This is a genomic window from Massilia sp., assembly GCF_031995545.1.
Lineage (GTDB): Bacteria > Pseudomonadota > Gammaproteobacteria > Burkholderiales > Burkholderiaceae_D > Telluria.
The window spans coordinates 131,128-151,261 of sequence record NZ_DAMAGA010000003.1 but is presented as its reverse complement, the minus strand read 5'-3'; the positions used below and the strand labels follow the sequence as shown (position 1 = coordinate 151,261).

The window sequence follows — 20,134 nt, the reverse complement described above, 5'->3', positions numbered from 1 at the left end:
CGAAAAAAAACGGCCGGATCGCTCCGGCCGTTTTTTTACGTTCCCACCTCAGCCGCTTACGCCAGCTTGCCGTGGCACGCCTTGAACTTCTTGCCGCTGCCGCACGGGCACGGGTCGTTGCGGCCGACCTTGATGCCCATGTAGGTGCTGTGGTCCTCGGCCGCCACCGGGGCGCCGGCGGCGTTCGGGGTCGGGTTCGGATTGAGCAGCTCTTCCGGCGCGGCCGACGGGTTGAAGTCGGCGTGCTGGTAGTTGACGTTTTCCAGCGCCGCGACCTGCGCCGCCATCGCCGCTTCGGCCGCTTCGACTTCCTCGCGGGTCTGGATGCGCACGGTCATCACGGTGCGGATCACTTCGTTCTTGATCTGGTCCAGCATGCCGCCGAACAGCTCGAACGCTTCGCGCTTGTATTCCTGCTTCGGGTTCTTCTGGGCGTAGCCGCGCAGGTGGATGCCCTGGCGCAGGTGGTCCAGCGCCGCCAGGTGCTCGCGCCAGTGGGTGTCGACACTTTGCAGCATCACGTTGCGCTCGAAGCCGCCGAACGATTCCTTGCCGACGATGCCGACCTTGCCGTTGTAGGCCTCGTCGGCCGCGGCCAGGACGCGCTCCAGGATGTCGTCGTCGTTCAGGTTCGGCTCGTCCTGCAGCATCTGTTGCAGCGGCACCACCAGGTTCCACTCGGTGGCCAGGCTGGTTTCCAGGCCCTTGATGTCCCACTGCTCTTCGACCGATTCGGCCGGCACGTAGCTGCGCACCACGTCGGTGAACACGCCGGCGCGCAGGCTGGTGATCATCTCGCTGATGTCGGTCGACTCCAGCAGTTCGTTACGCTGGGTGTAGATCACCTTGCGCTGGTCGTTGGCGACGTCGTCGTATTCCAGCAGTTGCTTGCGGATGTCGAAGTTGCGCGCTTCGACCTTGCGCTGGGCCGATTCGATCGAACGGGTCACGATGCCCGCTTCGATCGGTTCGCCTTCCGGCATCTTCAGGCGGTCCATCACCGCGCGCACGCGGTCGCCGGCGAAGATGCGCAGCAGCGCGTCGTCCAGGCACAGGTAGAAGCGCGAGGAACCCGGGTCACCCTGGCGGCCGGAACGGCCACGCAGCTGGTTGTCGACACGGCGCGATTCGTGGCGTTCGGTACCGATGATGTGCAGGCCGCCGGCGTTCACCACGTGGTCGTGCAGCGACTGCCATTCGTCGCGCAGGGTCTGCGCCTGGGCCGCTTTTTGCGCGTCCGACAGGTTCAGGTCCGCTTCGATGATCTGGATCTGCTTGCCGACGTTGCCGCCCAGGACGATGTCGGTACCGCGGCCCGCCATATTGGTGGCGATGGTGATCATCTTCGGACGGCCGGCCTGGGCCACGATCTCCGCTTCGCGCGCGTGCTGCTTGGCGTTCAGGACGTTGTGCGGCAGGTTGGCCTTGGTGAGAATGCCGGACAGCAGTTCCGAGTTCTCGATCGAGGTGGTACCCACCAGCACCGGCTGGCCGCGCTCGTAGCAGTCGCGGATATCGATCAGCATCGCGTTGTACTTCTCTTGCGACGTTTTATAGACCTGGTCCTGGCGGTCCTTGCGCTGCGAAGGACGGTTCGGCGGCACCACCACGGTTTCCAGGCTGTAGATTTCCTGGAATTCGTAGGCTTCGGTGTCGGCGGTACCGGTCATGCCGCCGAGTTTACTGTACATGCGGAAGTAGTTCTGGAAGGTGATCGAGGCCAGGGTCTGGTTCTCGTTCTGGATCTTGACGCCTTCCTTCGATTCGACGGCCTGGTGCAGGCCGTCGGACCAGCGGCGGCCGGTCATCAGGCGGCCGGTGAATTCGTCGACGATCACCACTTCGCCGTTCTGCACCACGTAGTGCTGGTCCTTGTGGTACAGCACGTGCGCGCGCAGGGCGGCGTACAGGTGGTGGATCAGGGTGATGTTGGCGGCGTCGTACAGCGAGGCGCCTTCCGGCAGCAGGCCCATCTGGGTCAGGATCGCTTCCGCCTTTTCGTGGCCGGCCTCGGTCAAGAGCACGGTGTGCGCTTTTTCGTCCTTGGTGTAGTCGCCCGGGACTTCGATCTTGCCCTTGCCGTCCGGCGTTTCTTCGCCGATCTGCAGGGTCAGCTGCGGCGGCAGCGAATTGATCTTGTGGTACAGGTCGGTATGGTTCTCGGCCTGGCCGGAGATGATCAGCGGGGTACGCGCTTCGTCGATCAGGATCGAGTCGACTTCGTCGACCACGGCGAAGTTCAGGCCGCGCTGTACCCGTTCGCGCAGGTCATAGACCATGTTGTCGCGCAGGTAGTCGAAGCCGAATTCGTTGTTGGTGCCGTAGGTGATGTCCGAGCCGTAGGCGCTTTGCTTGCTGCCGTGGTCCAGCTGCGACAGGTTGACGCCGGTGGACAGGCCGAGCCAGCCGTACAGCTGACCCATCTGTTCGGCGTCACGCTGCGCCAGGTAATCGTTGACGGTGATGACGTGCACGCCCTTGCCGGACAGCGCATTCAGGTAGACCGCCAGCGTCGCCATCAGGGTCTTGCCTTCGCCGGTGCCCATTTCCGCGATCTTGCCCTGGTGCAGGACCATGCCGCCGATCAGCTGAACGTCGAAGTGGCGCATCTTCATGACGCGCTTGGCCGCTTCGCGGCAGACGGCGAAGGCTTCCACCATGATGTCGTCCAGGGTCGCGCCCTTGGCCAGGCGGTCCTTGAATTCCGGGGTCTTGGCTTGCAGTTCGGCGTCCGACAGCTGCTCCATCTGCGGCTCGAGCGCGTTGATCTGACGCACGGTCTTTTGATATTGCTTGAGCAGTCGCTGATTACGGCTGCCGAAAATCTGGGTCAGGAATGACATGCTTAGTTTCTAAAAAATACGCCGCAAAGGCAGCCAGGATGGGAGCCAAGATGATATCAAACTGATACGCACCAAAGACCGCGTTAGGCAAATAACTACTGATTTTATCATGCGATCCGGCCACACTTGGGGATGATGGGCAGGATAACAAGACGTGTCCGTATGAAAATGTTATCAGTATGCATCATGGCTGGACATCGTGCGCCGGGGCGCGACGATGTACCGGGGCGACATCCGCGGCTGCGCCTCCTTGCAAATGGCGCGCGCTGTGGTATGGTCCCGCCATGCAGCAATCTCCTCCCAAGCGCCCCTTCCACATCTTCGGCACCAAAAACCGGGGGACCTCGCATGTCGCCACCGATTTTTTGCGCGCCAACGACCGCATGGCCAGCCTGCTGCCGGCAGTGAACCGGATGGCGCGCCTGCAGGCCGACTGCGCCGCGGCGCTGCCGGCGATCTTCAATAACTGCGATGTGCTGTCGTTCCAGGAAGGCGTGCTGACCATGGCCGTGCCCAGCTCGGCGCTGGCGGCGCGGCTCAAGCAGAACCTGCCCAAATTGCAGGCGACGCTGCTGGGGCGCGGCTGGCAGGTGGAATCGATGCGGATCAAGGTACAGGTAACGCGCGCCCTGCCCGACAAACCGCAGATGCGCAACCTGGAGCTGCCGCCGACGGCGGTGCAGGCGTTCGAGGAACTGGCCGAGTCGCTGCCGGATAACAAGCAGAACCGGGATCTGGTGGCGGCGCTCAGGGCGCTGGCGGCGAAGCGGAAGTGACGGTATTGCTGATTGGGTGCTGACTGCACCGGGTCCAGAACAGCAGCGGCCGCCAATCGATGATTACGGCCGCTACGTTGATCGACAACCTGAAATCAGCTCAGCGCCCACTCCCGCGTTACCTGCTCCACATACGACACCGGCGCCGCCTTCAGCGAATCGAAGGTCACGATCTCATACGCATCCGGCTGCGCCAGCAAAGCGCGCAGCAGGTCGTTATTGAGTGCATGCCCCGACTTGTGCGCCGTATAGCTGGCCAGCAGCGGATGCCCGACCAGGTACAGGTCGCCGATCGCATCCAGAATCTTGTGCCGCACGAACTCGTCCTCATAACGCAGCCCGTCCGCGTTCAGAATGCGGTACTCGTCCATCACGATCGCGTTTTCCAGCGAACCGCCACGCGCCAGCCCCATGCCGCGCAGGCTCTCGACGTCCTGCATGAAGCCGAAGGTGCGCGCGCGCGCCACGTCGCGCACATAAGTGATGTCGCCGAAGTCGACCGTGGCGCGCTGCATGGTGCCGTCCACCGCCGGGTGGTTGAATTCGATGAAGAAGTCGAGCTTGTAGCCGTCGTGCGGCGACAGGCGCGCCCATTTTTCACTGTTACCGGTGCCCTGGCGTACCTCGACGTCTTTCAGCACGCGGATGAACTTGCGCAGCGCCGGCTGGTCTTCGACGCCGGCCTGCTGCAGCAGGAACACGAACGAGGAGGCCGAACCGTCCATGATCGGGATCTCTTCGGCGGTCACGTCGATGTACAGGTTGTCGATCCCGAGGCCGGCGCAGGCCGACATCACGTGCTCGACGGTCGAGACGCGCACGCCGTCCTTCATCACGACCGAGGCCATGCGCGTGTCGCCGACCACGTCGGCGCTGCTCGGAATTTCGACGATCGGATCGACGTCGACGCGGCGGAAGATGATGCCCGTGTCGGGCGCGGCCGGACGCAGGGTGAGCTCGACCTTGCGGCCCGAGTGCAGGCCCACACCCGTGGTGCGGACCAGTTCCTTGATGGTTCGTTGTTTCAGCATGAATCGATTATAGCCCAGCGATTTACGGCGCGCTGACGGCCCCTATTCCCTGGCGGAAACGACCGTGGCAAGGGCGCCACGCTGCTTGATCGCGCCTCTCAGCTCGGGCTCGCATGCATTGTCTGGATGTCATCGCTCGGTCATGCAGGAAAGCTACATTGGCGACGTTCGCAGCGTTAGCTGCGCGACAACAAACGCTTGCCGATCAACGTCTCCGCACCGGAACCACGCCATGACATCACGCCGCAGATTCCTGCACAACAGCGCCCGCGCCGGCATCGCCGCCGCCACCTACGCCGCCTTCCCGCCCGCGATCCAGCGCGCGCTCGCGATCCCCGCCAACAACAAGACCGGCACCATCCGCGACGTCGAGCACGTGGTGATTCTGATGCAGGAAAACCGCGCCTTCGACCACTACTTCGGCACCCTGGCCGGCGTGCGCGGCTTCGGCGACCGCTTCCCGATCCCGCTGCCGGAGGGCCGCAGCGTGTGGCAGCAGCGCAAGGCCGACGGCAACCTGATGATGCCGTTCCACCTGGATGGCAGCAAAGGTAATGCCCAGCGCGCCAACGGCACGCCGCACGACTGGCTCGACAGCCAGCTGGCCTGGGACAACGGCCGCATGGACCAGTGGCCGCGCTACAAGAACCCGATCTCGATGGGCTACTTCAAGGAAGCCGAGATTCCGTTCGCCTTCGCGCTGGCCAATGCCTTCACCGTGTGCGACGCCTATCACTGCGCGATGCACACCGGCACCGATGCGAACCGCTCGTTTTTCCTGACCGGTACCAATGGCGCGGTGCCGACCGGCACCGCCTTCGTCACCAACGAATGGGATGCGATCGACGGCGTGGCGAGCGGCGTCGACACCGGCTACACCTGGACCACCTACGCCGAACGGCTGGAAGCGGCCGGCGTCAACTGGATCAGCTACCAGAACATGCCCGACGAATGGGGCGACAACATGCTCGGCGCGTTCCGCCAGTTCAAGCGCGCCAACCTCGCCTCCGGCTTCCCGGTATCGAGCGGCGGCGCACCGAACCAGCCCTACACCAACACCGGCCAGGCCCTGCCCTACCACGCCTACGACGCCGCCACCGACAACGCAAAAAATCCACTCTATAAAGGCATCGCCAACACCCTGCCCGGCAGTGCGCCCGAGCAGTACCTGGACGCCTTCAAGCGCGACATCCGCGAGGGCAAGCTGCCGCAGGTCTCGTGGATCAACGCGCCGTCGATCTACTGCGAGCACCCCGGCCCATCGAGCCCGGTGCAGGGCTCCTGGTTCCTGCAGGAGGTGCTGGACGCGCTGACCGCGAACCCCGAGGTGTGGAGCAAGACCGTCCTGATCGTCAACTTCGACGAGAACGACGGCTACTTCGACCACGTGCCTTCGCCTTCGGCGCCCTCGCCCGACGGCAAGGGCGGCTACGCCGGCAAGACCACGCTGGCGGCAGGCGATATGGGCCCCGAGTACTACACCCACCCGCGCCCGCTCGGCAGCACCAGGCAGCCGGCCGCCGACGGCCGCGTCTACGGCCCGGGTCCGCGCGTGCCGATGTACGTGATCTCGCCTTGGAGCCGCGGCGGCTGGGTCAACTCGCAGGTGTTCGACCACACCTCGGTGCTGCGCTTCCTGGAAGCGCGCTTCGGCGTGCGCGAGCCAAATATCAGCCCGTTCCGGCGCGCCGTGTGCGGCGACCTGACCAGCGCCTTCAACTTCAAGACGCCCAACGACGAAGTGCTGCCGGTGCTGAACGGCCGCAGAAGCCGCAGCCAGGCCGACGCCCTGCGCGCCGCCCAGCAGCGCCTGGCGCAGATCGCGCCGCCCAACGCGCCGCAGATGCCGCAGCAGGCCGCCGGCACCCGGCCGTCGCGCGCGCTGCCGTATGAACTGGCGACCATTTGCGAAGTGCAGCCCGGCGCCACCATGGCGGCCGCGCGGGTGGCGCTCACCTTCATCAACAGCGGCAGCCAGGGCGCCGTGTTCCACGTGTATGACCGCAAGAACCTGGCGGCGATCCCGCGCCGCTACACCGTCGAAGCGGGCAAGTCGCTGCTTGACGTGTGGACGCCGGCGGTCGGCGGCGCCTACGACCTGTGGGTGCTGGGGCCGAACGGCTACCACCGCCACTTCACGGGCAGCGCCATGCGCGCCGTGGCGGCCGGCCAGCCGCGCCCGGACGTCCAGGTGCGCTGCGACGCTGCCACCGGCGAACTGGTGCTGCGCTATGTGAATGCCGGCACGGCGCCGTGCACCTTCGTCCTCAACGCCAACGCCTACGCGGCGCTGCGCCAGCAGCACACGCTGGCACCGCGCACCGAGCTGACGGTGCGCATTCCGGTCGCGGCCAACGGCTACTGGTACGACTTCAGCGTGACGGTAGCAAGCCAGCCCGATTACCTGCGGCGCTTCGCCGGCCGCGTCGAAACCGGCCGCCACACGGTCAGCGACCCGGCCCTGGGCCGCGTCTGAATCATCTAATAGAAAGGAACGCCATGTCTTCCACCCTTCGCAACTTCGCACTGAGCGCCGTCCTTGCCCTGTGCGCGCCCTTCGCCTCGGCCACCGTGCTGACCTTCGACGACATCGTCGGTCCCGACGGCTACGCTTCCGTTCCCGGCAACTACGGTGGACTGGACTGGTCGAACGCCGGCATGTCGGTATTCACCGGCGAATCGGCGCCGTTCACGCCCCACTCCGGCCAGGGCCGCGTCACGACCGACTGGAGCGAAGACTGGAACAACGGCGGGCCGGTCGCCAGCACCATCCGCTTCCTGGCGCCGACGGTCTTCAACGGCGCCTGGTTCGCCGGCTACGAGGACGGCAGCGTGCAGTTCGACCTGTACTTCGGCGGCCAGCTGGTGGCCAGTTCGGCGTTGCTGCAACTGTCGAGCGCGCCGGCCTTCCTGGCCGCCGGCTGGGGCAGCGCGATCGACACCGTGGTCGTGACCAGCGGCGTGCCGGGGTCGTATGTGATGGACGACTTCAGCTTCGAAGGCGCCGCCGAGGTGCCGGAACCGGGTTCGCTGGCGCTGGTGCTGGCCGGCTTCGGCCTGGCCGGCGCGGTGCGCCTGCGCCGCAGCTAGTCTGGTCAGGGATGCTCCGCCTCGACGTGCTCTTTCTCGTGGCGGATCAGATACAGGCCGCTGCCGATGATGATGGCCGCGCCCAGCAGGGTCCAGCTGTCGGGCAGCGCGCGCCACAGCAGCCAGTCCATGCCGACGCCCCAGGCCAGCGCCGAGTACTCGAACGGCGCCACGCTCGACGCTTCGCCGCGCGAGAAGGCTTCGGTGATCGCCAGCTGGCCAATGAAGCCCGACAGCGCCAGGCCGCTCAAGAGCGGAATCTCGCTCGCAGGAATCGGCACCCAGTTCGGCGCCGCCAGCGCCGTGCCGCCGACCGCGATCAGCACAATTAGCCAGAACACCGTGTGCTCGTTGCGGTCGGTGCGCGCCAGCACGCGCACCGTGATCGCGGAGATTGCATAGCAGCCGGCCGAGGCCAGCACCGCCAGCCCACCGACGGTGAGGAAGCCCGCTCCGCTCGGACGCAGCACCACCAGCACCCCGCACATGCCGACGCCGATCGCGATCCAGCGCGCCAGGTTGACGCGTTCCTTGAGCAGCAGCACCGACAGCGCCGTGATCAGGGCCGGCGCGATGAAGAAGATCGAATAGGCTTCGGCCAATGACAGCTGGCGCAGGCCGTAGGCGAACAGTGCCAGCATCAGGATCCCGAGCACGCCGCGCAGCAGGTGCATCGACCAGCGCACCCGGAATATCCCCCTGAAGGCGCCGCGCCAGGCCACGTAGGCCGCCACCAATGGCAGCGAACACAGGGCGCGCAGCGCCGCCACCTGCAGCGCCGGATAGCGCGCCGACAGCAGCTTCATCGCCGTGTCCATCAGCGCGAACATGAAGACGGCGAGCAGCATGGCGTAGATGCTGTACAGGTTTCCGGAGGGGCGCTTCACGATGGCTTGCTTCCTGATATGGGTAGAGACAAAAAACGGCGCCGCAGCGCCGTTTCGATTGCGGTCGGCGCCTTGAATCAGCCGAGCTTTTGCAGCATCGCTTCGGCGCTCGACGCTTCGACGCCCTTGGCGTCGATATCCAAGGTCTTGACCACGCCGTCTTCGACCAGCATCGCGTAGCGCTTCGAGCGCGTGCCCATGCCGTGCGCCGAGAAGTCGTTGTCCAGGCCCAGCGCCTTGGTGAAGGTGGCATTGCCGTCGGCCAGCATGCGCACGATGCCGGTGGCCTTCTGGTCGCGGCCCCAGGCGCCCATCACGAAGGCGTCGTTGACCGAGATGCACCAGATTTCGTCGACGCCCTTGGCCTTGAGAGCGTCGGCGTGCTTGACGTAGCCCGGCACGTGCTGCACCGAGCAGCCCGGGGTGAACGCGCCCGGCAGGCCGAAGATGACGATCTTCTTGCCCTTGACCAGATCCGCCACCTGGAAGGTGTTCGGGCCCAGGGTGCAGCCTTCGGTTTCGGTCTCGATGAATTCGGCCAGGGTGCCTTCAGGCAGGCGTGCGCCGATCTGGATGGTCATGTGTGCTCCTTGTTGATGTTTTGGGAATCTTGTCATTATCGCCGATCCGGGAATGGCGTGCTGAGGATCGCCGGCCGGCGCACAAAACAAAAAGGCCAGCTTGCGCTGGCCTTTTCACTCATGGGCGAGTTACGGCTTAGTCAGCCTGCTTGCGCAGGAACGCCGGAATATCGTACGTCTCGACGCCATTGCGCTGCATCGCCTGCACCTGCTCGGAGGCCTGCTCGCGGCGCCACACGGCCGGCTGCTTCATGCCGCCCAGGGCGTCGGCGCTGGCCTTGCCTGCGGTCAGGCCGCCGGCCACCGCCGCCGCACCCTGCATCACCGGTGCGTCGTAGGTGCCGGTGCGCAGCTGCTGCTGCGGCTGGACCAGCGAGATCGACTTCTTGTTCTTGCCCAGGCCGGTCGCGACCACGGTCACGCGGATCTCGTCGCCCATCGCGTCGTCGTAGGCGATGCCCTGTGCGATCGAGGCGTCCGGTGCGGCGAAGGCGCGCACGGCGGCCATGACTTCCTTGATCTCCTTGCCCTTCAGGCCACGCGATGCGGTCACGTTGACCAGCACGCCCTTGGCGCCCGACAGGTCGATGCCGTCCAGCAACGGCGAAGCGACAGCCTGTTCGGCGGCGATGCGCGCGCGGTCGACGCCGGCGGCGGTCGCGGTGCCCATCATGGCCTTGCCCTGCTCGCCCATGATGGTCTTGACGTCGTTGAAGTCGACGTTGATATGGCCCGGCACGTTGATGATTTCGGCGATGCCGGCCACCGCGTTGTTCAGCACGTCGTCGGCGTGCTTCATCCAGTCGAGCATCGATTCGTCTTCGTAGATGTCTTCCAGCTTTTCGTTGAGGATGACGATCAGGGAGTCGACGTGCTTGGTCAGTTCTTCCAGGCCTTCTTCGGCCACGTCCATGCACTTCTGGCCTTCGTACGAGAACGGCTTGGAGACCACGGCCACGGTCAGGGCGCCCATGGTCTTGGCCACTTCGGCCACGATCGGGGCGGCGCCGGTGCCGGTGCCGCCGCCCATGCCGGCAGCGATGAAGACCATGTGCGCGCCACGCAGTGCATCCTCGATGCGCGAGCGCGACTGCTCGGCGAGCTGGCGGCCGATCTCCGGACGCATGCCCGCGCCCAGGCCCGACTCGCCGATCTGGATGACGTTGTTGGCGCTCGAGGCGGCCAGCGCCTGCGCGTCCGTGTTGGCGGCGATGAACTCGACACCGGACACACCTTTATTGATCATGTGCTGGACCGCGTTGCCGCCGGCGCCGCCGACGCCCACGACCTTGATCACGGTCCCCAGTGCTGCGTTATCAACCATATCGAACTCCATGATGACTCCCTATTTTCAGAAATGCTGTTCCAGGGACGAAGCCTTAGCGTGCTTGATGCGCTGCCTCATGCCGGTAACTAGCGATTGTATTTAAAAACCTTGTACCCGTGACGAATTTTCGCTACCAAATTTGTTACCAAGTGCTTAGAAATTCCCGGCTATCCATTCTTTCATCCGCTGCCAGACCGCCTTCACCGACCCGTCCTGCCGAGTGACGATATGCCCCCGCAGGTACTGCTTCTTCGCTTCCAGCAAAAGACCGAGCACGGTGGCGTAGCGTGGGCTGCGTACCACATCTGCCAGTTGTCCGCGGTAGTCCGGCGTGCCGAGGCGCGCCGGTTTCAGGAAGATGTCTTCCGCCATCTCGATCATGCCGGGCATGATGGCGCTGCCGCCGGTAAGGACGATGCCCGACGACAGCACGCCTTCGTAGCCCGACTCGCGCACCACCTGGTGCACCATCGCGAACAGTTCCTCCACCCGAGGCTCGATCACGGCCGCCAGCGCCTGGCGCGACAAAGCGCGCGGGCCGCGGTCACCGAGACCTGGCACTTCGAGTGTCTCGCCCGGATCGGCCAACACCTGCTTGGCCACTCCGTAGCGGATCTTGATATCTTCTGCTTCCCCGGTCGGCGTGCGCAGCGCCATCGCGACGTCGCTGGTGATCTGGTCGCCCGCGATCGGGATCACCGCCGTGTGGCGGATCGCGCCGTCCGAGAACACCGCGATATCGGTGGTGCCGCCGCCGATGTCGATCAGGACCACGCCCAGTTCCTTCTCGTCGACCGTCAGCACCGCGTCGGCGGAGGCCATCGGCTGCAGGATCAGGTCCGAGACCTCGAGTCCGCAACGGCGCACGCACTTTACAATGTTTTGCACTGCAGACACCGCACCGGTGACAATGTGGACCCGCACTTCGAGCCTTATTCCGCTCATGCCGATCGGTTCGCGCACGTCTTCCTGATTGTCGACGATGAATTCCTGCGGCACCGTGTGCAGCAATTGCTGGTCGGTCGGGATGTTCACCGCCTTGGCCGTTTCGATCACGCGCGCCACGTCGGTGGCGGTGACTTCCTTCTCCTTGATCGCCACCATCCCGCTCGAATTGAACGAGCGGATATGGCTGCCGGCGATGCCAGCGTAGACGTTGCGGATCTTGCAGTCGGCCATCAGCTCGGCCTCTTCCAGCGCGCGCTGGATCGATTCGACGGTGGCCTCGATGTTGACGACCACGCCCTTCTTCAATCCTTTCGACTCGTGCTGACCGAGGCCGATCACCTCGTGGCGTCCGTCGGACATCACCTCGGCGACCACGGCCACCACCTTGGAGGTGCCGATGTCGAGGCCGACGATCAGGTTTTTCGCGTCTTTTGTCATTGCTGTTCGCCTGCTAGATTTGCTTGGTTGTTTTGTTGTTCGGGGTAGCCGGAGCTGCCGCTTTCGGCTTGCCGGTTTCCGGTTTTTTCTTCGCCGCTTTCACCGGCTTGGTGGCGTCCGCCGGCACGCTCAAGGCCGCCGACGACAGCGCCAGTCCAGTCGGATAGCGCATGTCGATGGTGTCGATGCGTCCTTCCTGCAGCCTGGCGACCAGCTGCGGATAGACGCCGACCAGGCGCTGCACGCGTTTCTGCAAGGTGTTGCGGTCCTGCTCGCGTCCCAGTTCGACGCTCATGCCGTTATCCAGCCGGACGGTCCAGGCGTAGCGGTCCGACAGCGACAGCGAGCGCGGCACCAGCTGCACGCGCGCGAACGCGGTGCGCAGCTGGGCGAAGCGCGCCAGCACGTCCTTCTCGGTGCCGGGCGGGCCTTCGAAGGCCGGCAGCGCCAGTTCGTCCTCGGTCTCGGCGATGTTGGCGGTGAACACGTCGCCCTTCACCGACAGCAGGCGGCCTTCGTCGCCCCAGGTGCCGATCGCTTCGTGTTCTTCCACTTCCACCACCAGCGCGTTGGGCCACTCGCGGCGCACGGTGGCGCGCCGCACCCACGGCACGGTCTCGAAAGTGGTGCGCACCTGGTCCAGGTCGGCGGTGAAGAAGTTGCCGCGGATTTTGCCGATCACGCCGTTGCGCACGGTGAGCGCGTTGACGTGTTTCAGGTCGATCCCGTACATGCTCTCCACCGTCACCGATCCGAGCGCGAACATCGGCCGCTGCGACAACCACCACACGCCCGTGACCAGGGCGGCGAGCACCGTCACCGCCGTCAGGAAACTGGCGGTCGCGTTCAGGGCGCGCACGTCATGCCACATGGTTCGTTATTCCTTTGCTTTGCCCTTGCCGCCCATCTTGAGCCGCGCCGAACGCAGGATCTCGATGCACAGGTCTTCGTAGCCGATACCGACCGCGCGCGCAGCCATCGGCACCAGCGAGTGGGTGGTCATGCCGGGCGAGGTGTTCACCTCCAGCAGATACGGGCGCATGTCGCTCTCGCGCACCAGCACGTCCACGCGGCCCCAGCCCTCGCAGCCGATGGCACGATAGGCGTTGACGGCGTGGCGCTGGATTTCCTGAGTCAGCGCTTCCGGCAGCGGCGCCGGGCAGTGGTACTGGGTGTCGTCGGTGAAGTACTTGTTCTGGTAGTCGTACTTGCCTTCCGGCGCCACGATCTCGACGATCGGCAGCGCGCGCGCAGCAAGGCCCTGGCCCAGCACGGCGACCGTGAACTCGCGGCCGGTGACGAATTCCTCGGCCAGCACCGCGTCGTCCATGCTCGCCACCAGGGCGATCGCTTCCTGCAATTGCGAGATCTCGGTGACCTTGGTGATGCCGATGCTCGATCCTTCCAGCGGCGGCTTGACGATCAACGGCAGGCCCAGCTTGGCCACCACGGCATCGAGGTCGCTGTCGGCATCGACGATCGCGTATTGCGGGGTCGGCACGCCTTCGGTCAGCCAGATCTTCTTGGTGGTGACCTTGTCCATGCCGATGCTCGAGGCCATCACGCCGCTGCCGGTGTAGGGAATGCCGAGCTGCTCGAGCGCGCCCTGCAGGCTGCCGTCTTCGCCGTAGCGGCCGTGCAGCGCGATGAATACACGGTCGAACTTCTGCTCCGCAAGTTCGGCCAGGCTTTGCGTGCCCGGATCGAAGGCGTGGGCGTCGATACCGCGGCTCTTGAGGGCCTGCAGCACGCCGTTGCCGGAAATGAGGGAAATCTCGCGTTCGGCGGAACGTCCGCCGAACAGTACGCCGACCTTGCCGAAGGCGGCGGCGTCGAAAGTAGTGTTGGTCACGGTATTCAAGCCTTTGCGTTGGTGAGTTGGTGAGGCACGCCGCTGATCGAGCCGGCGCCCATGGTCAGCACGACGTCGCCGTCGCGCGCCACGTTCATGATCGCGGCCGGCATCTCGGCGATGGTCTCGACGAAGATCGGCTCGGTCTTGCCGCCGGTGCGCAATGCGCGCGCCAGGGCGCGGCCGTCGGCGGCCACGATCGGCGCCTCGCCGGCCGGATACACGTCGCCCAGCAGCAGCACGTCGGGCGTGGCCAGCACTTTGACGAAGTCTTCGAACAGGTCGCGCGTGCGGCTGTAGCGGTGCGGCTGGAACGCCAGCACCAGACGGCGGCCCGGATAGGCGGCGCGTGCGGCGGCCAGCGTTACCTCGGTCTCGACCGGGTGGTGGCCGAAGTCGTCGACCAGCGTAAAGCTGCCGCCGGCCGGCAAGGCCACTTCGCCGTAGCGGGTGAAGCGGCGGCCGACGCCGCGAAATTCCAGCAGGCCCTTGGCGGTGGATTCGTCGTCGATACCGATCTCGCGTGCGATCGCGATCGCCGAGCAGGCGTTGAGCACATTGTGCATGCCGGGCTGGTTCAGCACGAACTTGGTATCCGGGTAGCCTTCCTGGCGCACCGTGAAGTGCATCTGCACGCCTTCGGCATGCGCGTCGAGGGCGCGCACTTCGGCTTCCTCCGAGAAGCCGTAGGTGGTGACCGGCTTGGTCACCTGCGGCAGGATCGCGCGCACGTGCTGGTCGTCGATGCACAGCATCACGCGGCCGTAGAACGGCAGGCGGTGCGTGAAGTTCACGAACGCGGCTTTCAATTTCTCGAAATCGTGCTCGTAGGTTTCCATGTGGTCGGCGTCGATGTTGGTGATCACCTCGATCATCGGCGACAGGTTCAGGAACGACGCGTCCGATTCGTCGGCTTCGGCCACGATGTATTCGCCGCTGCCCAGCGCCGCATTGGCGCCGGCCGCGGTCAGGCGCCCGCCGATGACAAAGGTCGGGTCCATGCCGCCGGCGGCCAGCACCGACGCCACCAGGCTGGTGGTGGTGGTCTTGCCGTGGGTGCCGGCAATCGCGATACCGCGCTTCAGGCGCATCAACTCGCCCAGCATGATCGCGCGCGGCACGATCGGCGTCTTGTTGGCGCGCGCGGCCACCACTTCCGGATTGGCTTCATTGACGGCGGTGGAAGTCACCACCACGTCGGCGCCCGACACGTGTTCGGCCGTATGGCCGGTGAACACGCGCGCGCCCAGTTCGGCCAGGCGCTGGCTGGCGGCGTTGCTGTTCAGGTCCGAGCCGGACACCTTGTAGCCGAGGTTGAGCAGCACCTCGGCGATGCCGCTCATGCCGCTGCCGCCGATGCCGACGAAGTGAATGTTCTTGATCTTGTGTTTCATCGTGCCTTCAATTCCGCTAATTTTTCCAGTTCGCGCGCGATCGCTTCGTTGGCGTCGCGCTGTCCCACGCGCGCCGCCGCCTGGGCCATCGTCAGGCATTGTTCGCGCGTCGTTTGCAGCAGGCTCTTGAGCCGCTGCGGATTCAGTTCGCCTTGTGGCAGGTGTACCGCCGCGCCTTGTCCGTCCATCCACACCGCGTTGTCGCGCTGGTGGCTGGTGGTACTGGCCACGAACGGCACCAGCACGCTGGCCACGCCGGCCGCGGTCAGTTCGGACACGGTGATGGCGCCGGCGCGGCAGACCACCAGATCGGCCTGGCCGTAAGCACCGGCCATGTCGTCGATGAAGTCGACCACATTGGCCTCGACGCCGGCGTCCTTATAGGCCGCGCGCAGGGCGTCGATGTTCTTCTTGCCCGACTGGTGGGTCACGACCGGACGCAGCTCAGGATCGATCAGTTTCAGCGCCGCCGGCACGTTGTCGTTCAGGACTTTCGCGCCCAGGCTGCCGCCGACCACCAGCACCCGCAGCGGACCGCTGCGGTCTTTAAAGCGTTCGGCCGGCGCCGGCAGATCCAGGATCTGCTGGCGCACCGGGTTGCCGGTGACCACCGCCTTGCCGGCCGCCTTGCCGAAATCGGCCGGGAAGCCGAACAGCACGCGCTGCGCCGCCGGGGCCAGGGTCTTGTTCGACAACAGCAGCGCGGCGTCGGCATTCACCAGCGCCAGCGGCACGCCGCGCGCGCGCGCCGTCAGGCCGCCCGGCACCGTCACGTAGCCGCCCATGCCCAGCACCACGTCCGGCCGGCGCGCGGCCAGGTAGCGGTGGCAGGTACGGAAGCTGGCCGCCATCTTGAACGCGCCCTTGACCGTGTGCGCCAGGCCCTTGCCGCGCAGGCCGGCGAAGTCGATCGTGTCCATGTCGATGCCGGCTTGCGGCACCAGGTCCTTTTCCATGCCGTGGGCGGTGCCCAGCCAGCTCACTTCCCAGCCGCGCGCGCGCATGGTCTGCGCAATCGCGATGCCGGGGAAGATGTGGCCGCCGGTGCCGGCGGCCATGATCATTAAACGTTTAGTCATGTACGGCCTCCACGCATGCGCACCCGGTTTTCATAATCGATGCGCAGCAGGATCGCCAGACCGACGCAGTTGAACAGCACGCCCGAACCGCCGAAGCTCATCAGCGGCAGGGTCAGGCCCTTGGTCGGCAGCAGGCCCAGGTTCACGCCCATATTGATGAAGGTCTGGGTGCCGAGCCAGATGCCGATGCCCTTCGCGGCCAGGCCGGCGAACACCTGGTCCAGCGCGATCGCCTGGCGCCCGATGTCGAAGGCGCGCTTGACCAGCCAGTAGAACATCGCCACCACCACCAGCACCCCGGCCAGGCCCAGTTCTTCGCCGATCACGGCCATGATGAAGTCGGTGTGCGCTTCGGGCAGGTAGTGCAGCTTCTCGACCGAGCTGCCCAGGCCGACGCCGAAGAACTCGCCGCGTCCGAACGCGATCAAGGAGTGCGTCAGCTGGTAGGCCTTGTCCAGCGCATTGCCCTCTTCCCACGGGTCGAGGTAGGCGAACATGCGCGCGCGGCGGAACGGCGACAGCGCGATGATCGAGGTAAAGATGATCACCAAGAGCGCGCCGATGCCGCCGAACCAGACGATGTTGATCCCGCCCAGGAACAGGATGCCCATGGCGATGCAGACGATCACGCCGAAGGCGCCAAGATCGGGCTCCATCAGCAGCAGGCCGCCGACCAGGCCGATCGCGACCATCATCGGCAGGAAGCCCTTGGTCAGCTTGTGCATGTATTCCTGTTTGCGCACCGTGAAATCGGCGGCGTACAGCACCACCGCGATCTTCATGATCTCGGACGGCTGCAGGTTCATGACTTTGAGCGACAGCCAGCGGCGCGCGCCGTTGACCGACACGCCGACGCCCGGAATCAGCACCAGCGCCAGCATCACCAGGGTCGCGATGAACATCATCGGCGCCCACTTCTGCCACACCGCGACCGGCACCTTGAAGGTGATCCAGGCCGCGACGATCGAGACGCCGATGTACATCATCTGGCGGTACAGGAAGTATTCGTTGCGGTCTTCCAGGTAGCGGAACTTGGGCGAATCGGGCAGCGCGATCGAGGCCGAATACACCATCACCATCCCGAACAGCATCAGGAGCAGCGTGACCCACACCAGCGGCTGGTCGTAGTCCATCATCTTGGACGGCCGCTTGCCGACCGCCGCGGCGGCGTTGACCGCATCGCTGGCAGTGCCGGAAAACTTGAAGGGGAGCTGGAAAGCCATCAGATTTCCTGTCCCCGGTCGAGGGCGATCTCGCGCACGGTGTCGACGAACACCTGCGCGCGGTGCGCGTAGTTGGTGAACATGTCCATGCTGGCGCAGGCCGGCGACAGCAGCACGCTGTCGCCCGGCTTGGCCAGGCCGGCGGCGCGCCGCACCGCCTGCGGCAGGTCTTCCAGGTCGAACGCCGGCACGCCGGTCGGCTCGATCGCGGCGCGCACGCTTGGGGCATCGCGGCCGATCAGCAGCACGGCGCGCACGTGGCGCGATACGGGTGCGGCCAGCGGCGAGAAGTCCTGGCCCTTGCCGTCGCCGCCGGCGATCAACAGGATCTGCTGGCCTTCGCCGGTAAATGCCTTGCCCAGGCCCTCGAGTGCGGCGACGGTGGCGCCGACATTGGTGCCCTTGCTGTCGTCGTAATAGTCGACGCCATCGATGGTGGCGACCAGCTCCACGCGGTGCGGCTCGCCCGCGTATTCGCGCAGGCCGTGCAGCAGCGGCGCCAGCGGCAGGCCGCAGGCGCGGCACAGGGCCAGCGCGGCCAGCGCGTTGGACGCATTGTGCAGGCCGCGGATCTTGAGCGCGTCGGCCGGCATCAGGCGGTTGACGATGACTTCGACCGGCTCCGGTGCTTCGCCTTTCTTGCGTTTCTTCTCGATCTCTTCGCCCGCGACCGCGTTGGCCAGCCACAGCACGCCGCGCTCTTCGAGCAGGCCGAAGCTGTCGGCAGCTTGCGGTTCGCCGGTGCCGAAGGTGAAGGCCGGGGTGTCGGCGGCGGTCATGCGGATCACGCGCGCGTCGTCGCGGTTCAGCACGCGCACGGTGTTGGTGCCGAAGATGCGCGCTTTGTCTGCCGCATAGGCATCCATGCTGCCGTGCCAGTCCAGATGGTCCTGGGTCAGGTTCAGCACCGTGGCGGCGTCGGCCTGCAGGCTGAAAGTGGTGTGCAGCTGGAAGCTCGACAGTTCCAGCACCCAGGCCTGCGGCAGCTCGTTCGCGTCGATGGTCTCGCGCAGCACGTCCAGCGCGGCCGGGCTGATATTGCCGGCCACACGCGTGGACAGGCCGGCGCGGCGGCACAGCAGGCCGGTCAGGCTGGTGACGGTGGTTTTGCCGTTGGTGCCGGTGATGGCGATGACTTTCGGCGTGTAGCCCTGCCCGGCGCGCAGGTGCGCCAGCGCCTGGGCGAACAGTTCGATCTCGCCCCAGACAGGGATTGCACGCTCGCGGGCGGCCGGAACGATGTCGACCAGTTCGCGCTCCGGCGCCAGGCCGGGGCTGACGGCGACGAAGTCGACGCCGTCGAGCAGCGCGGCATCGAAGGCGCCAGCGACGAATTCGGCGCTGGCCACTGCTTCACGCAACGCCGGCAGGCGCGCCGGCTCGGCGCGCGTATCGGCCACGCGCACGCGCGCACCGCAGCGGCCCAGCCACTGCGCCATCGCCAGCCCGGATTCGCCCAGGCCCAGCACCAATGCGGTTTTGCCGTCGTAGTTCATCAGCGCAATTTCAACGTCGAGAGACCGACCAGGATCAGCACCATGGTCACGATCCAGAAGCGGACCACGACCTTGGTCTCCTTCCAGCCCTTTTGTTCGAAGTGGTGGTGCAGTGGCGCCATCAGGAATACGCGACGTCCGGTGCCGTAGCGCTTCTTGGTGTACTTGAACCAGGTCACCTGGATGATCACCGACAGCGTCTCGGCCACGAAAATGCCGCCCATGATGAACAGGACGATTTCCTGGCGCACGATGACGGCGATGGTGCCGAGCGCGCCGCCCAGCGCCAGCGCGCCGACGTCGCCCATGAACATCTGCGCCGGGTGCGCGTTGTACCACAGGAAGGCCAGGCCCGCGCCGGCCATCGCGCCGCAGAAGATCAGCAGTTCGCCCGCGCCCGGAATGTACGGGATCAGGAGGTATTTCGAGAAGGTCGCGCTACCGGTCAGGTAGGCGAACAGGCCAAGGGCGCCGCCCACCATCACGGTCGGCATGATCGCCAGGCCATCCAGGCCGTCGGTGAAGTTGACGGCGTTGGAGGCGCCGACGATGACGCAATAGGTCAGCGCGATGAAACCCCACACGCCCAGCGGATAGCTGATGGTCTTGAAGAACGGGACGATCAGGTCGGCCTTGGGTGGCAGGTCCATCGAGAAGCCCGACTGCACCCAGGCGTAGAACAGCTGCGCCACTTCCCACGGGTTGGCGGCCGAGACCGAGAACGCCAGGTACAGGGCCGATGCGATGCCGATCAGCGACATCCAGAAGTATTTTTCGCGCGAACGCATGCCTTCCGGGTCTTTATAGACCACCTTGCGGTAGTCGTCGACCCAGCCGATGGCGCCGAAGCCGAAGGTCACCACCAGCACCGGCCAGATCAGGCGGTTCGACAGGTCGCACCACAGCAGGGTCGAGACGCCGATCGCGATCAGCACCAGCACGCCGCCCATGGTCGGGGTGCCGTGCTTGCTCAGGTGGGTCTGCGGACCGTAGGTGCGCACGGCCTGGCCGACTTTCAGTTCGGTGAGCTTGTTGATCACCCACGGGCCGCACAGCAGGCCGATGGAAATCGCGGTGATGGTGGCGAACACCGCGCGGAAGGTGATGTAGTTGAACACGCGCAGCGGACCGATATAGTCCTGGAAGTACTGTGCAAGCCAGAGAAGCAT

16 protein-coding genes are annotated in these 20,134 nt (G+C 65.7%); 3 read left to right on the top strand and 13 right to left on the bottom strand.

All coding sequences use genetic code 11. From position 1 onward, the window contains the following. Nucleotides 1-56: 56 nt before the first annotated feature. Entirely contained in the window at nt 57-2,843 is a 2,787-nt protein-coding gene (gene secA, locus RTQ83_RS04180; protein WP_312511426.1) for a preprotein translocase subunit SecA, read from the bottom strand. A 284-nt stretch (nt 2,844-3,127) separates the two neighbouring features. On the opposite strand from secA, the gene RTQ83_RS04175 reads away from it, so the two are divergent. Next, nucleotides 3,128-3,619, top strand: a complete 492-nt coding sequence (locus tag RTQ83_RS04175; protein ID WP_312511425.1) for a DciA family protein — start codon at nt 3,128-3,130, stop codon at nt 3,617-3,619. Nucleotides 3,620-3,714: 95 nt separating this feature from the next. On the opposite strand, the gene lpxC is transcribed toward RTQ83_RS04175, so the two are convergent. Continuing rightward, nucleotides 3,715-4,650, bottom strand: a complete 936-nt coding sequence (lpxC, locus tag RTQ83_RS04170) for a UDP-3-O-acyl-N-acetylglucosamine deacetylase (protein WP_312511424.1) — start codon at nt 4,648-4,650, stop codon at nt 3,715-3,717. 232 nt (nt 4,651-4,882) lie between these two features. Here lpxC and RTQ83_RS04165 point away from each other — a divergent pair, with 232 nt between their 5' ends. Continuing rightward, nucleotides 4,883-7,126 carry a phosphocholine-specific phospholipase C gene (locus tag RTQ83_RS04165; protein WP_312511423.1) on the top strand — a complete coding sequence of 748 codons (2,244 nt, stop codon included), beginning with the start codon at nt 4,883-4,885 and terminating at the stop codon, nt 7,124-7,126. A gap of 23 nt (nt 7,127-7,149) precedes the next feature. Continuing rightward, nucleotides 7,150-7,740 (top strand): PEP-CTERM sorting domain-containing protein, encoded by a 591-nt coding sequence (locus tag RTQ83_RS04160; protein ID WP_312511422.1) that lies wholly within the window; start codon nt 7,150-7,152, stop codon nt 7,738-7,740. 5 nt (nt 7,741-7,745) lie between these two features. Here the strand turns inward: RTQ83_RS04160 and RTQ83_RS04155 are convergent, their stop codons facing one another. From RTQ83_RS04155 to mraY, 11 genes are all read right to left on the bottom strand, one after another. Further along, nucleotides 7,746-8,588 (bottom strand): DMT family transporter, encoded by an 843-nt coding sequence (locus RTQ83_RS04155; protein ID WP_312511574.1) that lies wholly within the window; start codon nt 8,586-8,588, stop codon nt 7,746-7,748. Between the two features lie 116 nt (nt 8,589-8,704). Beyond that, nucleotides 8,705-9,208 (bottom strand): peroxiredoxin, encoded by a 504-nt coding sequence (locus RTQ83_RS04150; protein ID WP_312511421.1) that lies wholly within the window; start codon nt 9,206-9,208, stop codon nt 8,705-8,707. Between the two features lie 136 nt (nt 9,209-9,344). After that, complete coding sequence (gene ftsZ, locus RTQ83_RS04145; RefSeq protein ID WP_290416915.1) at nt 9,345-10,544, bottom strand: cell division protein FtsZ; 1,200 nt, start codon at nt 10,542-10,544, stop codon at nt 9,345-9,347. Between the two features lie 144 nt (nt 10,545-10,688). Further along, complete coding sequence (gene ftsA / locus RTQ83_RS04140; protein WP_312511420.1) at nt 10,689-11,921, bottom strand: cell division protein FtsA; 1,233 nt, start codon at nt 11,919-11,921, stop codon at nt 10,689-10,691. 13 nt (nt 11,922-11,934) lie between these two features. Then, nucleotides 11,935-12,792 (bottom strand): cell division protein FtsQ/DivIB, encoded by an 858-nt coding sequence (locus RTQ83_RS04135; protein ID WP_312511419.1) that lies wholly within the window; start codon nt 12,790-12,792, stop codon nt 11,935-11,937. Between the two features lie 6 nt (nt 12,793-12,798). Continuing rightward, nucleotides 12,799-13,773, bottom strand: a complete 975-nt coding sequence (locus RTQ83_RS04130) for a D-alanine--D-alanine ligase (RefSeq protein WP_312511418.1) — start codon at nt 13,771-13,773, stop codon at nt 12,799-12,801. 5 nt (nt 13,774-13,778) lie between these two features. Further along, nucleotides 13,779-15,167 carry a UDP-N-acetylmuramate--L-alanine ligase gene (gene murC, locus RTQ83_RS04125; protein WP_312511417.1) on the bottom strand — a complete coding sequence of 463 codons (1,389 nt, stop codon included), beginning with the start codon at nt 15,165-15,167 and terminating at the stop codon, nt 13,779-13,781. Continuing rightward, nucleotides 15,164-16,246, bottom strand: coding sequence for an undecaprenyldiphospho-muramoylpentapeptide beta-N-acetylglucosaminyltransferase (gene murG / locus RTQ83_RS04120; protein ID WP_312511415.1), 1,083 nt, complete (start codon nt 16,244-16,246; stop codon nt 15,164-15,166). The genes murC and murG overlap by 4 nt, the downstream gene beginning before the upstream one ends. Continuing rightward, nucleotides 16,243-17,469, bottom strand: coding sequence for a putative lipid II flippase FtsW (ftsW, locus tag RTQ83_RS04115; RefSeq protein ID WP_312511414.1), 1,227 nt, complete (start codon nt 17,467-17,469; stop codon nt 16,243-16,245). Before ftsW ends, murG begins: the two co-directional genes overlap by 4 nt. After that, nucleotides 17,469-18,965 (bottom strand): UDP-N-acetylmuramoyl-L-alanine--D-glutamate ligase, encoded by a 1,497-nt coding sequence (gene murD / locus RTQ83_RS04110; RefSeq protein WP_312511413.1) that lies wholly within the window; start codon nt 18,963-18,965, stop codon nt 17,469-17,471. Before murD ends, ftsW begins: the two co-directional genes overlap by 1 nt. Further along, nucleotides 18,965-20,134: a phospho-N-acetylmuramoyl-pentapeptide-transferase gene (mraY, locus tag RTQ83_RS04105; protein ID WP_312511411.1), complete on the bottom strand. Its 1,170-nt coding sequence runs from the start codon at nt 20,132-20,134 to the stop codon at nt 18,965-18,967. Before mraY ends, murD begins: the two co-directional genes overlap by 1 nt.